Genomic DNA, 15144 nt, shown 5'->3' with positions numbered 1-15144 from the left:
GCTTGGGACGGAAACTTCCGCATCTGGTCGGGGGCGATGTCCATATCCAAACGACTTCCTGGAATGGGGCTGTAATGTTCGGGTAATGGATTTAACAGCAGGCCAGAGCGTGACGCCACTGCGCGATGAACTCGACGCATTGCTCAGGCGCGCGCTGCGGCTCGACCTGGAAGTTTCTCATCAAGGCAAACTCCTCAAACTTGGGGCGCTTCTAGGGGACTCGACTCTAACCTATTCAGCGAGCCATTCCGGCCCAGGGTTTCTTGATGAACTCAATCGCCTGGCAGAAGGGGCCGCTTGTCTGCTGGGACATAATCTCCTCCGTCACGATCTGCCGATTTTGCGCGAGAGCGCCCCGGGATTGGCGCTGCATCGGCTCCCGGTGATCGATACCCTGGCGCTTTCGCCCATTTGCTTCCCGGAAAACCCCTATCACCGGCTGGTCAAAGATTACAAGCTGGTCCGGGAGAGCGTGAACGACCCTGTGGCCGACGCCCGGCAGGCGGGCGTCCTCTTTAGGGACGAATTCCGAGCCCTTGCCGGGCTGCAACGAACAGAACCGCGCATTTTCGAACTGCTTCACTTTTTGCTTTCGACAGCAGAGGGCCCTGGGGATGGCTGTTCGTCAGGAATGGAGATGCTCTTTGAAATTCTGGGCGGAACCAAGCCAAGCAAGTCCAAGGCACTAAAGATTTGCGGTGAAGTCTTCTCTCGTTGGGGTTGTGCCAGTGTTCCGGCAGATGAGGGTCTGCTCTTGGGTCTGCTCTCGACACAGTCCCAAAGGCACGCCTTGGCTTACACAGTGGCCTGGCTGCGGATCGCGGGGTCTAACTCCGTACTGCCGCCTTGGGTCCGCCTCGAGCACCCGGCGACAGGCGCCTTGATCCGGCGGTTGCGCGAAGTGCCCTGCCGCTCTGCGCAATGCTCGTATTGCAGAAAAGTCCACGACGCGCGCGAGCAGTTGCGCGTGTTCTTTGGCTGGGAGGATTTCCGCCCCGCGCCCCTCAACAAGCAGGGCGGCAGCCTGCAGCGGGAAATTGTCGATGCAGGGCTTCGCAACGAATCTTTGCTGGCGCTCCTGCCGACTGGCGGCGGAAAATCGCTCTGTTTTCAATTGCCTGCGTTGGTTCGCAATTTCCGCAGAGGCGTGCTCACGATTGTCATTTCCCCCCTTCAGGCCCTGATGAAAGACCAAGTGGATGGATTAGTCCGGCGCACGGGCACCCCATTTGCCGCTGCTCTTTACGGCTTGCTAACGCCGCTCGAACGGGGCGAAGTGCTTCGAGGGGTTCGCATGGGGGATATAGCGGTGTTGTACGTATCACCGGAGCAATTGCGGAATCGCTCCTTTCGCGAGGCTATCTCGCAGCGGGAAATCGGCTGTTGGGTTTTCGACGAAGCCCATTGTCTCTCCAAATGGGGCCACGATTTTCGTCCGGACTATCTTTATGCCGGGCGGTTCATCCGCGAGTTCTCACAGAGGCAAGGTGTCGAGATTCCCTCAGTGGCCTGCTTTACCGCCACGGCCAAGCAGGATGTCAAGGAAGAGATTCTGGCTTACTTCAAAACCCAGACGGGGCGTGATTTGGTTTTGTATGAAGGCGGCGTCGAGCGTCAAAACCTGCGATTTGAGGTGCAGGCCATCAGCGATTACTCGAAATTAGAGCGCGTTCACGATACCCTTTCGGAACGCCTCACCGAGGGCAGCGCAATCGTTTTTCGCGCCACCCGCTCAGACACAGAAGTGACCGCCGAGTATCTTCGGGAAAAGGGTTGGAGGGTGGAGCATTTTCACGCCGGGCTGACACCCCCTGAAAAAAAGAGGATTCAAGACCAATTCCTGGCAGGCGAAACCCAAGTGATCTGCGCCACCAACGCCTTTGGGATGGGCATTGACAAAGAAGACGTCCGGTTGGTCATCCACGCCGATACCCCCGGGTCGCTTGAGAATTATCTCCAGGAAGCCGGGCGCGCAGGCCGGGATGGGCGCTCGGCTGAGTGCGTGCTGCTCTTTGAAGAAGCCGATTGCGAGCGCCAGTTCCGCATGTGCGCTTTCTCGCAACTGACCCGGCGCGATATTGCTCAAATCCTGCGCGGCCTTCGCAAAGCTGCCAAAGGCGACCGCGGCGAGATTGTCATTACCTCCGGAGAAATCCTGCGCGACGAGGATGTCGAAACCGGCATCGACTTGGAAGATCGAGATGCCGACACCAAAGTGCGCACGGCCATCTCTTGGCTGGAGAGGGCGGATTTTCTCCAGCGCGATGAGAACGTGACGCAGGTCTTTCAAGCCAGGCCCCTGGTAAAGGACATCGAGGAAGCTGCCGCCAAAATCCAGCCGCTGAACCTGTCCCCGCAGGAACAGCGCCTGTGGATGGCCATCCTCCGCGAGGTCATCAACTGCGGGCCCTCGGACCAATTGACCATCGATCGACTGGCCCTCCTGCCCGAATTCACCGAATACGCCAAAACCAATACCGCCGCCAATCCCGAATACATAAGCGCCAAGGTTCTCAAGATTCTAGGGAGCATGGCCCAATCCGGGCTGATGAAGCGGGACATGCTCCTGAACGCATTTATCCGCTACAATGTCGCTGATCATTCGCGGCTGCGGTTGGATAACGTGCTGCGAGTGGACCGCGCGCTGGTAGATGTCCTGGCCAGAGAAGAACCGGACCCGGAGGGTTGGATGCCTTTGTCATTGGGGCTTGTCAATCAGCGCCTGTGCGACGAGCAACTGGACTCCTCAACTCAGCTCCTGCGTTCTTTGCTCAAGAGCCTCAGCCAGGATGGCCGCGGGTTCGCCGGCACCTATGGCAGCATCGAGCTGCGGCACATCGGGCAGGATTCCTGCCGGCTGCGCGTGAAGCGGAGTTGGACGGCTATAAGTGAACTGGCCGAAAAGCGCCGCCGCGTGGCCTCGCTGGTTCTCGATGCGCTGCTGGCCAAGGTCCAAGCGGGTACCCCGGCGCAGGCGGACTTGCTGGTCGAATTCTCATTCCAGGAGCTTCAGGATGCTATCGAGCGCGACCCCCTCCTCCGGGCGGAATTAAAAGACCTGCCCGCGGCACTCGAACGGGCGCTGATGTACCTGCATGAACAGCGGGTTATTATTTTGCAGCAGGGCTTGGCCGTTTTCCGGGCGGCTATGACGATTCGCCTCCAGCCCGGAGCGAAGGGTGAAAGATACAAGCCCAGCGACTATCAACCTCTGGAGCACCATTATCAGGAGCGCATCCTCCAGGTCCACGTGATGAGCGAATTCGCCCGGCGCGGCCTCGATCGGATTCAGGAGGCCCTGGGGATGGTGCTGGCTTACTTCTCCCTGGGTAAAGAGGAGTTCATCCGGCGGTTCCTGAACACAAAGCCGGATTTGCTTGTTCATGCCACGACCGCCCAATCGTACCAAGGAATTGTTAGCGACCTGGCCAATCCGGTCCAGATCAAGATCGTCACCGCTCCGGTCGGGCGCAACATGCTGGTGCTCGCCGGACCCGGGTCCGGCAAGACCAAAACCGTCGTTCATCGTTGCGCGTATCTGCTGCGGGTTGAGCGCGTCCGCCCCCAGAGTGTGCTGGTCTGCTGTTTCAACAGGCAAGCTGCCATTGAGTTGCGCCGACGCCTGCGCGAGTTGGTCGGGGATGATGCCAAAGGGGTGACGGTTCTGACTTATCATGGGCTGGCCATGCGGCTGTTGGGTTACTCCTTTACCGGACGCGCCCAAAAAAATTCCAACGGAATTGATTTCGATGCGCTCATTTCCAGCGCAATAAAGCTACTCCGCGGCGAAAACACCCCCGCAGGGATGGAGGCCGACGAAGTCCGGGACCGGCTGCTGGCAGGTTATCAATACATTCTGGTGGATGAGTATCAGGACATTGACAAGCCGCAATACGAGATGATCAGCGCTATCGCCGGCAGAACCCTCGAGGACCCGGACCTTAAACTTTCGATCCTGGCAGTCGGCGATGACGATCAAAATATCTACGCGTTTCGCGGCGCCAACGTCGAGTTCATTCGCCGTTTTCAGCAGGATTACGACGCCGACGTGCATTACCTCGTCGAAAACTACCGGTCCACACGCTATATCATCGAAGCGGCAAACCAATTGATTGGCGCTAATACAGATCGAATGAAAACCGGCCAACCACTCCGCATTGATCGAAGCCGGGAAATGCTGCCCGCTGGGGGTGAATTCAGCCAACGCGACCCAATCACCGCGGAAAGGTGCAGGTAATCCGGGTCGCCAATGAGCGCGCGCAAGCTCAGGCAGCTATCGCTGAGGTCAGTCGCTTGCTTCAATTGGGGGCGAGCGACTGGTCCCCAATCGCCGTCTTATCCAGCACGCATCGGGAATTGGCCGACGTCCGGGCCCTGGCCGAGGCGGGCGGGATTCCGATTCGGTGGGTGGCGCATCGAGATAAAATGCCAACTCTGCACCAGATAAGGGAGCTCGGGCGTTTCCTGCTGCGCCTCGAGCCGGCGCGCAATCAGATGAAACGAGCAACACAACTCACCGCGGTTGCGGTTCAGATGTTTGGTCATGACAGCACGAACTCCTGGGTACGGTTTCTTTTTCGATTGCTCGATACATGGCAGCAGGAATCGGGGGATGCAGAACTGCCGGTCTATGAGGCGATGGAGTTCCTCTACGAAATGTGCGCAGAAAGCCGGCGCGAATTTAACTACGGAGCCGGGGTAACTCTGAGCACGGTTCATGCCGCTAAGGGCACGGAATACGAGCACGTCCTGGTTGTTGGCGCCTGGCCGGCGCACCAGGACCAAGCCAGGCTCGAGGAAAGCCGGCGGGCACTCTACGTCGGAATGACTCGCGCACGAAGAACGCTGGCTGTTTTCGAACGACAGGACATTCGGCCGGCGCTGCCCAACGCGCTCAGCGGCCCCGCTGTCATGATTCGCCAATTTGCCCACACATCGCTGAATGCCCCCAATCGATTGAACTACGAAACTTTGGGGTTTGAAGATATTCACCTCGGATTTCCAGGAACGTTCAGCCCGGGCGCGGCCATTCATGCCGCCCTGGCGCGCTTGGAGCCGGGAGACAACCTGATGCCGGGCCGGCTGGAAAATGATGCCATCGGGCTTTTTGCCGGAGACGTATGTGTCGCCCGCCTTTCGCACAAAGCTGAAGCGGAATGGGCCAGTCGCATCGCGGCCATTCGCGAGGTCCGCGTATTGGCCATCGCTCGCCGAACCGCCGAGCAGGACACAGACCAAGAGCGCCGTGAGCGCTATCAGGCGACAGAATGGGAAATTCCAATCGTCGAGCTGGTCGTCGCAGAGGCCTAACTGCTGCTTGGCTTTGCTCAGATTTGGCCGACGATTTTTCTTGTGCGGCGGTTGGAAACCCCTTAAAGGCCAGCAGCAATCAAACGGAAATGACACGCCTCGAGTCCATTGCAGCCCAGCACGGCACACCGCTGGTGGTAATCGACCATGACATCCTGCGGAAGAATTACGCTGCTTTTAAAAAGTATCTGCCCAAAGTCCAGGCCTATTACGCGGTCAAGGCCAATGCCGAGCCCGCCATCGTGCGCACCTTGTACAAGGCCGGCGCCAGTTTCGATGTGGCCTCGCTGCCGGAGTTCATGCTCGTTTACGAGAATATCAAAAATCTGCCTCCGGCACAGCAGCAGGATTTTATTTGGGATAAGATCATCTATGCCAATCCGACCAAACCCAAGGAAACGCTGCGCGCATTGGACCAATACAAACCGCTGGTCACCTATGACAATCCGGGTGAGCTGGACAAAATCAAACGCTATGCGCCGCATGCGGGGGTGGTGCTCCGGGTGCGCGTGCCCAATACAGGCTCGATGGTCGAGCTCTCGTCCAAATTCGGCTGTCATCCGGGCGAGGCGGTGGATTTGATCCTGGCGGCCTTTGAGCAGGGCCTGACGGTCGAGGGGCTCAGCTTTCACGTGGGCAGCCAATGCACCAATTTCCAGAATTTCGTCCAGGCCCTGGACATCTCGGCGGCCGTGATGCGCGAAGCCAAGTCGCGCGGGCACGAACTCAAAATCCTCGATATTGGCGGAGGTTTTCCCGCGCCCTACGACCGGCACGTCAAGCCTTTCAGCGCGCTGGCCAAAAAGATTAATGCCGAAATCGATCGGCTCTTCCCCAAAGACATTCAGATTCTAGCCGAGCCGGGCCGGTTCCTGGTCGCGACGGCTGCCACCTCGGTGGCCTGCATTATTGGCAAAGCGGTCCGCGACGGCAAAACCTGCTATTACATCGACGACAGCGTTTATCACACCTTCAGCGGAATCATTTTCGATCATTGCCAATATCATTTGAAGTCGTTTAAAAAAGGCAAAACGGAGGTATGCGCCGTTTTTGGCCAAACGTGCGACGCGCTGGACACCATTTCCCTTTCGGAAGAGCTGCCGGAGTTGGAAATTGAGGACCTGGTGTGCGCAAAGAACATCGGGGCCTACAGCTGCGCGTCGGCCACCTGGTTCAACGGGTTTGCCCCGGCAAAGATTGTCCACCAAAATGAATGAGAAGAAATCCTCTTGGCCGTCAGGCAATCAGGGATTACTCTGCGGTTATGGCTTGGCGGATTCACCAAAACGTTATTCGAGGCGAAATCGATAATCGGCAACGCGGCGCGGTACGGGGTAAGATTTGGCTCAAGGGCCAGCCCGCCCCGATGCTTCTGGATTTGCAGGGCAATGCCGCTGCCGATCTCGCCGGCTGTTTGCTCACGTTCGACAACCCCGGCCCTGCAATTGCCCTGGACACCGAAATGAATCTGCTGCAGCGCGGGGCTATTGGGGATCTGACTGCCTCGCGCAAGGTTCGCGTATTCGATATCCCCTTGGAAGAGGTTCACCGACGGCTGGACCAGGGCTTGCCGGTCCCCGAGCATCGCGCCAATTGCCTGTACCTGGAATGGTTCAGCGAAGCCAACGGGCGGGTCGTCGTCGAGAGCACGGACTACAAGCTGACCATCTCGGCGCCGGCCTGGCGGCTTACCTCCGAGGAGGAAAAACAAAGGCAGATCGATGCCGCCAATGGTTTCAACAGTTTCATGGAAAGGCTCAGCAAAGTTTTGGCCGCCCAACAACATCACCCGCCTGAAGATAAGGAATGGGACGAATTCGATTACGAACGGTTCATGCGCGAGTGCGATGCGCGCACCAATAAATATTCCGAGTTGTTGGACAAGTACATGGACCACCCCGACCGCGACCGACTGATAGCCAAAGAAATGGGCTGGTCAGACCCGGAGACAACCAACGAAACAACCGAGCGGGGGTCTGCCGGGCAAGATAAGGGCAGTCCGGCAGCTTCCGAAGCCGTCTCTGAATCGGCCCAGGCAGAGCATGAGGTTGAGGATGCATTTTCATCTGCCGAGGAGCCGCCGGAGTTGCAGCCCGAGCCTTCTACTGAGGGATTGGATTGGGTGCGCAAGGAGGACGGCTACATCAGTCATCCACTGGCCTTGCGCGCGATGGATGGAGCGGTGGCCCTTTGCGACAAACTCAAGGAATTGGGCCTGGAAGAACCTGCCGACGAGGACCTATGCGGATTGCTCGCTGAGTATCAAACCCTGGGAGCCAAACTGGCCGGGGCGCTCGATGGCCTGGCTTATGGCCGGGACCTCAACGAAGGGCCGTTCATTGTGGCTTGTCTCAAACGGGCCTTGTCTCACCTCCACGCCGCTCAAGGGGCCTTGGACCAGGCGGCGCCCAAAAAGCTTCTGCCTGCGCAAACGGTGACATCAATTCGCGGCGAGCTCTTTGCCATACGCGAGGAGGTCCTCCGCTTGATGCAGGAGTTTCGAGGCAAAACCTAGAATTCACACCGATGTTCCAGAATATCGGCGAGATGGTGATTTTGCTCTGGCGCACACTGCTGGCACTGCCGCAGACCTGGCGCCAGCGCGAGAAAGTCTTTGAGCAGTTTTTCGAGATCGGCAATGCCAGCCTGTTGATGGTTTGTATCCTGTCGTTTTTCATCGGGGGGGTCATTGCGTTGCAGACCGGCCCGGTGCTGGTTGATAGCGGCCTGGCGAGCGCGGTTGGGGGAGTGGTGGGCATATCGATTTGCAAAGAGCTGGCGCCGGTGATGATGTCCATTCTGATTGCTGGCCGCATCGGCTCGGCCATGGCGGCTGAGATTGGTTCGATGCGTGTGTACCAGGAAATCGATGCCTTGCGCACCATGAACATCAATCCGATTCAGTACCTCGTGCTGCCCCGGCTGGTTGCCATTGCCGCTGCCCTGCCGCTGCTGGTCATCTTCTCCATCCTCGTCGGCTGGCTCGGCGGCGCATTCGTGAGCACCGCCGTGCATCGCATCGATATTTCCTTTACCAGCTTTTTCTCCGCCCTGCGCAATGTGGTCCAACTCAAAGACGTGGTGAACGGGGTCTTCAAAAGTTTCATGTTCGCCTGGGTTATTGGCGTGGTTTCCTGCCACCAGGGTTTGATTACCATCGGAGGCCCGCGCGGAATTGGCCGCTCGGTAACCAAGGCGGTGGTCAACTCCATCGTGCTCATCGTTATCTTTGATTACATCCTGACCCGGCTCCTGCTGCGCTAGGGAACTATGGCTGCGGACTCAACCAATACCAGTTCCGGCCAGGGGGTGAGTGTCCTCGTGCGCGGATTGCGCAAGAGCTTTAACGGGCATGAGGTGCTCAAAGGCGTCGAATTTGATGTCATACCAGGAGAGATTTTCGTGCTGATGGGCCCTAGCGGCAGCGGCAAATCGGTCCTGCTCAAGCATATCATCGGGCTCGAAGAACCGGATGAGGGCGAAATCCTTGTTGAGAACCAGCCCATCCAGTCCTCCAGAGTCATGGAGCAGTATCGCCTGGCAATGGTTTTCCAATCCGGCGCCCTGCTCAACTCGTTGACGGTCGGCGAAAACGTCGGCTTGTATCTCGCCGAACACCGGCTCAAACCGCCTGAGGAGATCGCGCGCATTGTGGCTGAGAAACTCGAAGTGGTTGGCCTCAAAGATGCCGCAAACGCCATGCCCACCGAGTTGTCGGGGGGGATGAAAAAGCGAGTGGCTATTGCGCGCGCGCTGGTGATCGAGCCCCAGTTGATTCTCTACGACGAACCGACCAGTGAATTGGACCCGCTCTCCTCGGTTGTCATTGCCGAGGAGATTGTCAAACTCAACGAGCGGACTCATGTGACCTCGCTGGTCGTATCGCATGACCGCGACTTGGCCTTTGGGGTAGCCGACCGCGTCGCCGTCATTAACGAGGGCCGGATACTGACCATCGGCACGCCCAATGAGGTGCGCCACAACCAGGAGCCGCTGGTCCAACATTTCCTGAACGCGCATTTTACTAGAACTTAGATGGCCAGTTGGATTTGCTTTTAAACAGATTCTGAATTAACCAAAAGACACACTATGAAAAATTCTTTGGAAACCCGGTTGGGCATATTCGTCGCGCTGGCGGTTATCGCCGCGGTGCTCATCCTCGAAATCGTGGGGGGCGTCGAGCGGTTCGAGCGCGGCTACGAATTGAAGGCATTGTTCAACACCGTCCAGGACCTCAAAGAAAGTGACCGTGTGAAAATGGCCGGGGTCGAGGTGGGCAGGGTTTCGAGCATCTCCCTCGATGAAACCAATAACAAGGTGCTGGTTGTGATGAAATTGCGGGAAGGGGTCAAGGTCAGGACCGACAGCGTGGCCACGGTGAAATTCACGGGGTTGATGGGGCAGAACTTCGTTTCACTCGACTTTGGCACGCGCAATGCCCCTATTGCGACCCCGGGCACGATGCTGGCCACCCAGGAACAACCTGACCTCAGCGCGGTCATGGCCAAGATCGATAATGTCGCCACCGGTGTCGAGAACCTGACCAAGAGCTTCACCGGAGATAAAATCGACAACTTGCTTGGTCCCTTTACGGATTTCCTCAAGGCCAACCGCGTCCCGCTTACGGCCACCATTGCCAATCTCCAAGCCGTTTCCAGCCAGATCGCCCAGGGTAAAGGCACCGTGGGCAAATTGATCTATGACGATACGCTATATAACTCCGCTTACACCGCAGTGACAAATCTCCAGGAGACAGCCACTCAAATCAACCTGACGGTCGCCGATGCCCGCAAAGTCGTGGACCAGGTCAATGCCGGGCAAGGAACGGTGGGGAAGTTGCTGCACGATGACACTCTCTATCGCGAGACCACCGATTCAATGACCAACCTCAAGGAGATTCTTCAGAAGATCAACCAGGGCCAGGGGTCTGTTGGCAAACTCGTCAACGACCAGGACCTTTACAAAAACGCCAAATTGACCCTTCAAAAGCTCGACCAGGCCACCGAAGGTCTCGAAGACCAAGGACCTTTAAGCATTCTTGGCTCCGCCCTCAGCAAGCTCTTTTAAAAAGTCCAGGTTAGAACCTGAGATAAATCGCCTTCAAATACTGGGCTTCATTAAAGGCAGCCGGGTGGTCCAGCGCGTGGCCCGTGGTTTGGATTTCATCAAACCTGCGGCCAGACTTGGCGGCAGTCTGGCGGATGACACCGAAAAACTCGCTGGCATCGACATGGGCTGAACAGGAACATGCCAGGAGATAGCCCCCTGGCGCGAGGTGGCGAATGGCATCCGCTGTCAGCCGGCCATACGCCCGGAGAGCGCCCGCTCGCTCGGATTCGCGCCTGGCCAACGAGGGCGGGTCAAGGATGATCAAACCGAACCGCCGGTTGGAGGCGGTACCCAGCCAATCAAAGGCATCCGCCTGCACCGTTTCATGGTGGCAGGCGGCCACAGCGGCGTCTGAAATATTGAGCGCGAAGTTCCTGTTGGCAGCCGTCAATGCGTGCGGGCTGATGTCGAGGTCCGTCGCCGCCCTTGCCCCGCCTCGAGCTGCATAGACCGAAAACGCCCCGGAAAAGCTGAAGGCATTGAGAACCGCGCGTTCCGGCGCGAGGGACTGCGCCAACCGGCGGTTCTCGCGTTGGTCCAGGAAAAAGCCCGTTTTCTGGCCTCGGAGCACGTCGGCTTCAAACCGAGCGCCCGATTCGCGAAAGATAATTGCTCCGGACGGTGGGACTCCGATTAATACCTGGCCATCCACCCTGCCAAAACGCTCCGCAGCGGCTTGCAGATTTCGGCTCAAGCGCAAAACGATTCGTTCCGGGCGCAACTCGGCGCATATTAATTCTATCAACTCGTCCAGGCGCGGGAGCCACGCGGTTGTGTACAGCTTCAGAACCAGCGTCTCTTCGTAGCGGTCGAGAACCAAGCCGGGCCAGCCGTCGCTCTCACCATTGATCCACCGAAACCCGGTTGTCTGCGCGTCAAAAGCGCCGCGCCGCAGTTCGAGGGCTTGTTCGAGGCGTTGACCCCACCACCTCTGGTCAATTCTTTGTGGGCGGCCAGTGTGCAGCGCGCGCAGGCGAATGGGAGAGTCCGGATCGAATAATCCAATCGCCAGAAACCGGTTGCTCCGATCATAGACTACACCCAATTCGCCTGCTTGCCCTTCTCGGTTCTGCTCGGTGATGCTTTCGGCAAACACCCACGGATGGCCCGAGCGCAGCCGGGATTCGACCGCCGGCCTTACCCGTAAGCGCAGCCGGGAATTTTGGGGATTTGAGGGGGACAATCGGCCAATCCTTTTTACCAGAGAGGCACGGAGACACAGAGAAGTAAGGAACCTGCTTCATTGAATCGTCTCTGTGTCTCTATGCCTCTGTGGTTCATATCATGCAATCTACCTTTTTACTATACGGAGGCGGAGAGAGCGTGTGAACCCGGTTCATTGAATCGCGTTCTCGGCATCTCGGTGTGTCTGTGGTTCAGCCTCAGGCGCGGCGGGAAGCCAGCGGCGCGCTACCCACGCCGTGCCCAGGGTTATAATGGCCCCGATCAGCGTGTACCAGGGCCAAAAAATTTCCGTGCCGACCTTTTCCATCCAGAACCTTCGCGTCACGTGCCACTGGGGCAGGACCTCAATCGCCGTCATGGCCGTCAGCGAAACGAGCATTGCCGCCACCACGGGTCCGGCACGGCCCTGCCGCCAGAAGACCGCCAGTGCCAAGCCCCCGACCAATGCCCCGCTGGTCAGGCCGCGCAAGGAAAAGGCTGCGTTGAGCACAAACTGCGCTTGCCGGCTGCAATAGGCGACCAGGATCAAGGCCGTCGCCCAAAACACTGTCGAGACCTTGCTAAACCGCAAAAAAAACCCCTCGCTGCGGCTCGGAAGAGCATGGCGAATGAAATCCATCGTTAAAACAGAAGAAAGCGAGGTCAAGGCGGAACTGACCGAAGACATCGCAGCGGATAAAACGGCCACGATGAGAAAGCCTTTCATGATGTGGGGCACTTCGGTCATGATGAAGACCGGGAAGACGAAATCGGTCGCCTTCAATCCGGGCCGCGGTTCGGGCAGCGGTATCTGAAAGGGATGTCCCTGGTAGAATACCCATAACATAGCGCCCACGAGCAAGAAAATGAGGAAGAGAGGAAAGATGATAACCGCGCTGAGCACCAGCGCCTTTCGTCCATCGCCAACGGATTTGCAGGCAAGCACCCGCTGCACGATCAATTGCTCGGCCCCATGGGATGAGAGCACCACAACCGTACCGCCGATAACGCCCATCCAAAGATTGAAAGGAGGCCCGAGCAGAAACGTCAAAACCGAGGTTCCCGCCGGCGGTGTCACCTCCAGCCAATGCAGTTTGCCGGCTTCGAGGGCCTGGGTCAGAACAGCGCTCACTCCCCCTTGGACACGCGATGGGATAAAACAGAGCGCGAAAATGCCGCCGAACAGGAACAAGCCAAATTGAACCGCATCGGTCCAGATGACCGCCTTAACGCCGCCGACGTACGTATAGAGCAGCGCCAGCACGACGAACAGGAAGATGGCCCCCAGGAGCGGGTCGCCGGTGCCTGCCCCTAACAGCCGGTCTCCAAACAGCAGCTTGACAGGAATGCTTGCCACATACACCCGCACCCCCGCGGCGAGCGTTTCGCTGAGGAGGAAAAAGCCCCCGGAGGCCTGGCGCGCCGCGGGGCCGAATTTGTCCGCAAAGAGCTGATAGGGCGAATAAATCTCTCCTTTGAAATAATGGGGGACCAAAACGACGGCCAGGAGTATCCTGGCGATGACGTAGCCGATGACCATTTGGAGGAAACCCATGTTGCCCCCGAATGCCATTGCCGGCACTCCAATGATGGTCAGCGCGCTGGTCTCGGCAGCCACAATTGAAAAGCCAATCCCCCACCAGGGCACCGTCTTGCTGCCCAGGAAATAATCGCGGGTATTGTGTTGGTCCCGCCCGAACCAAACTCCCAAAAGAATGATGCCCGCCAAATACAGGAAGATAATCGCCCAATCTCCCAGGCTGAAGTAGCTGTTCATTTTTTGGCCGCCACTACCAGGAACTGCTTGCCAAAAATACGCCAGGCCAGCCGCAACTTCAGATAGAGTCTGAGCAAGAAAACCGGGTATTCCCTGCTCTTGACCATCGTGTAAGGCAGAAAACGCTCATGGCATTGCTCGATTCCAAAACCCTGATTCACCAGACCCTCGCAGAGCGATTGCTCCGTCAAGGGCAAATAATGGTCCCAAAAATCCCAATAGGCCCCCGGGAGATACTTGATATTGGGTCCCATGGCTATCAACCGGCCGCCCGGCTTGAGGCACCGCCGCGCTTGTTCGAGCGTGAGTCCCAGGGTCGCTTTATCGGGCAGGTGTTCGAAAAAATTGCTGGTAAACACCGCGTCGAGCTTGCCCTCCGGCAATGGCCAGGTTTTTGAGCAATCCTGCTCGAAAAAGCGAATACCACCATCCAGCTTTCGGGCGGAGTCGGGGTTTAAGTCCATCCCGTACTTTTCTTGCGCCTGGATTTGATTGATGAATTCGCCATAACCGCAACCAAGGTCCAGCACGGCTCCGGAGGGTCTGATCAGCGGTTGGAAGAACTCCGCTGTCAGCACCTGCCAAACCTGCCTGCGGTAATCCCGATTGCCGGCAAAGCGCAGGCTGTAAATGGATTGAACGTTGTCGGCGCTCATGAGGTCAGGTCGAGCCAATCCGGGAGCGCCTCGGCGTGCCCTGCGATTTCTTCAAGGATGGCGGGCAATTTGTGTTGTGGCCGCCAGCCCCATCTTTTTGCCGCCGCGCCCGAATCGAGCACCACCCACGGCAGATCGAATGGCCGCGGCTTGGGGTCGGCATCGATAGGATGGGGGCCGAACCGGCGGCTGCACCAATCGCTCAGTTGGGCAAGGGACATGCTGTTTTCAATGCCGCCCCCAAAATGTAGTGGCGGCTCAGGCCGTGAGGAGGGCGAGCGCATTTGCCGCGCGAGAACCGGGGCCAGGTCTGATGGGTGGAGGCAATCGCGAACTTGGCATCCTTGGCCGTCAAAACCGATGTACTTGAGCGGGCGGCGCGCTGCATAGGCATGAATCCAATAAGAGAAAATCCCCTGGTCAGCGCGCCCGAATTGGCCGGCTCCGGCCAGAACGCCGCAGCGATTGATCCAAACGGGCAGGCCGAAGGCTGCTCCATACTCCAGCGCCAGGATTTCCGAAGCCAGTTTGGTGCTGCCGTACAGGGAGAGGGGCGGTTGGGTGGAAAAGCTTTCGACAATGCCTCTGGTAGAACAGCCCGCCGGCCAGGCCTGTTCGGGCCGAGGTTGGAAGGCGCTGTTCTGAACAACCATTTCCAGCGAGGCCAAGGGCTCAATGGAATAGACTCGGCTGGTGCTCAGCAGGATGAGCCCAGCCTGGTGCCGGCGGCAATACTCGAGCAAGTTGATCGTGCCGTCCAGGTTGTGCTCGACCAATTGCCGGCTGGCGCCTGGATGTTCCATCCCCGCCAGGACACTGGCGTTGGCAGCCGCATCCAGCACCCAGTCGGCGGGAGGCAGGCCTTCCATGTCCGACGCGCTGCGCACGTCGGCGTGGAAGAATTTCACCAGTTTGGCCAGCGAACGCCGGTTCTGTTCGCTGCCGGGGCGGATCAGATTATCCAAACCGCACAATTCCAGCCCTGGCAACTGTTCGGCCAGAGCGCGAGCTAAGACCTGGCCAACAAATCCACAGATGCCCGTAATCAGAATTCTCATCAGGCCGGGAACTGGATTGAGGCCAACATGCGGGAGAGCTAACCCGAGAGTCCTTTCAGAGGCAAGCGGT

Annotated in this window: 11 protein-coding genes; 7 read left to right on the top strand and 4 right to left on the bottom strand. The window is 58.2% G+C overall.

The features are described from left to right. The first annotated feature begins 85 nt into the window (after window positions 1-85). The 7 genes from VG146_04780 to VG146_04750 all read left to right on the top strand — a co-directional run bounded on the left by VG146_04780 (window position 86) and on the right by VG146_04750 (window position 10377). Window positions 86-4237, top strand: coding sequence for a RecQ family ATP-dependent DNA helicase (locus tag VG146_04780; GenBank protein ID HEV2391663.1), 4152 nt, complete (start codon window positions 86-88; stop codon window positions 4235-4237). Beyond that, window positions 4228-5310, top strand: coding sequence for a 3'-5' exonuclease (locus VG146_04775; protein HEV2391662.1), 1083 nt, complete (start codon window positions 4228-4230; stop codon window positions 5308-5310). Before VG146_04780 ends, VG146_04775 begins: the two co-directional genes overlap by 10 nt. Before the next feature lie 89 nt (window positions 5311-5399). Continuing rightward, complete coding sequence (locus tag VG146_04770) at window positions 5400-6527, top strand: type III PLP-dependent enzyme (GenBank protein ID HEV2391661.1); 1128 nt, start codon at window positions 5400-5402, stop codon at window positions 6525-6527. A 47-nt stretch (window positions 6528-6574) separates the two neighbouring features. After that, complete coding sequence (locus tag VG146_04765; GenBank protein ID HEV2391660.1) at window positions 6575-7825, top strand: hypothetical protein; 1251 nt, start codon at window positions 6575-6577, stop codon at window positions 7823-7825. A gap of 11 nt (window positions 7826-7836) precedes the next feature. Continuing rightward, a complete protein-coding gene (locus VG146_04760; protein HEV2391659.1) occupies window positions 7837-8574 on the top strand; it encodes an ABC transporter permease in 738 nt (245 codons plus the stop codon). 6 nt (window positions 8575-8580) lie between these two features. Continuing rightward, complete coding sequence (locus VG146_04755) at window positions 8581-9345, top strand: ATP-binding cassette domain-containing protein (GenBank protein HEV2391658.1); 765 nt, start codon at window positions 8581-8583, stop codon at window positions 9343-9345. Between the two features lie 54 nt (window positions 9346-9399). Further along, window positions 9400-10377 carry an MlaD family protein gene (locus VG146_04750; GenBank protein ID HEV2391657.1) on the top strand — a complete coding sequence of 326 codons (978 nt, stop codon included), beginning with the start codon at window positions 9400-9402 and terminating at the stop codon, window positions 10375-10377. Between the two features lie 10 nt (window positions 10378-10387). Here VG146_04750 and VG146_04745 read toward each other — a convergent pair whose 3' ends face one another. The 4 genes from VG146_04745 to VG146_04730 all read right to left on the bottom strand — a co-directional run bounded on the left by VG146_04745 (window position 10388) and on the right by VG146_04730 (window position 15074). Next, window positions 10388-11602 (bottom strand): class I SAM-dependent rRNA methyltransferase, encoded by a 1215-nt coding sequence (locus VG146_04745; protein HEV2391656.1) that lies wholly within the window; start codon window positions 11600-11602, stop codon window positions 10388-10390. Between the two features lie 153 nt (window positions 11603-11755). Continuing rightward, window positions 11756-13360, bottom strand: coding sequence for a sodium:solute symporter (locus VG146_04740; GenBank protein ID HEV2391655.1), 1605 nt, complete (start codon window positions 13358-13360; stop codon window positions 11756-11758). Beyond that, a complete protein-coding gene (locus VG146_04735) occupies window positions 13357-14016 on the bottom strand; it encodes a class I SAM-dependent methyltransferase (GenBank protein ID HEV2391654.1) in 660 nt (219 codons plus the stop codon). Before VG146_04735 ends, VG146_04740 begins: the two co-directional genes overlap by 4 nt. Further along, entirely contained in the window at window positions 14013-15074 is a 1062-nt protein-coding gene (locus VG146_04730; protein ID HEV2391653.1) for an NAD-dependent epimerase/dehydratase family protein, read from the bottom strand. The genes VG146_04735 and VG146_04730 overlap by 4 nt, the downstream gene beginning before the upstream one ends. Between the last annotated feature and the right edge of the window lie 70 nt (window positions 15075-15144).

Source organism: Verrucomicrobiia bacterium, from assembly GCA_035946615.1.
Lineage (GTDB): Bacteria > Verrucomicrobiota > Verrucomicrobiia > Limisphaerales > UBA8199 > DASYZB01.
Note: the sequence above shows the minus strand (reverse complement) of the source record. Positions and strands in the feature narration are given on the sequence as shown.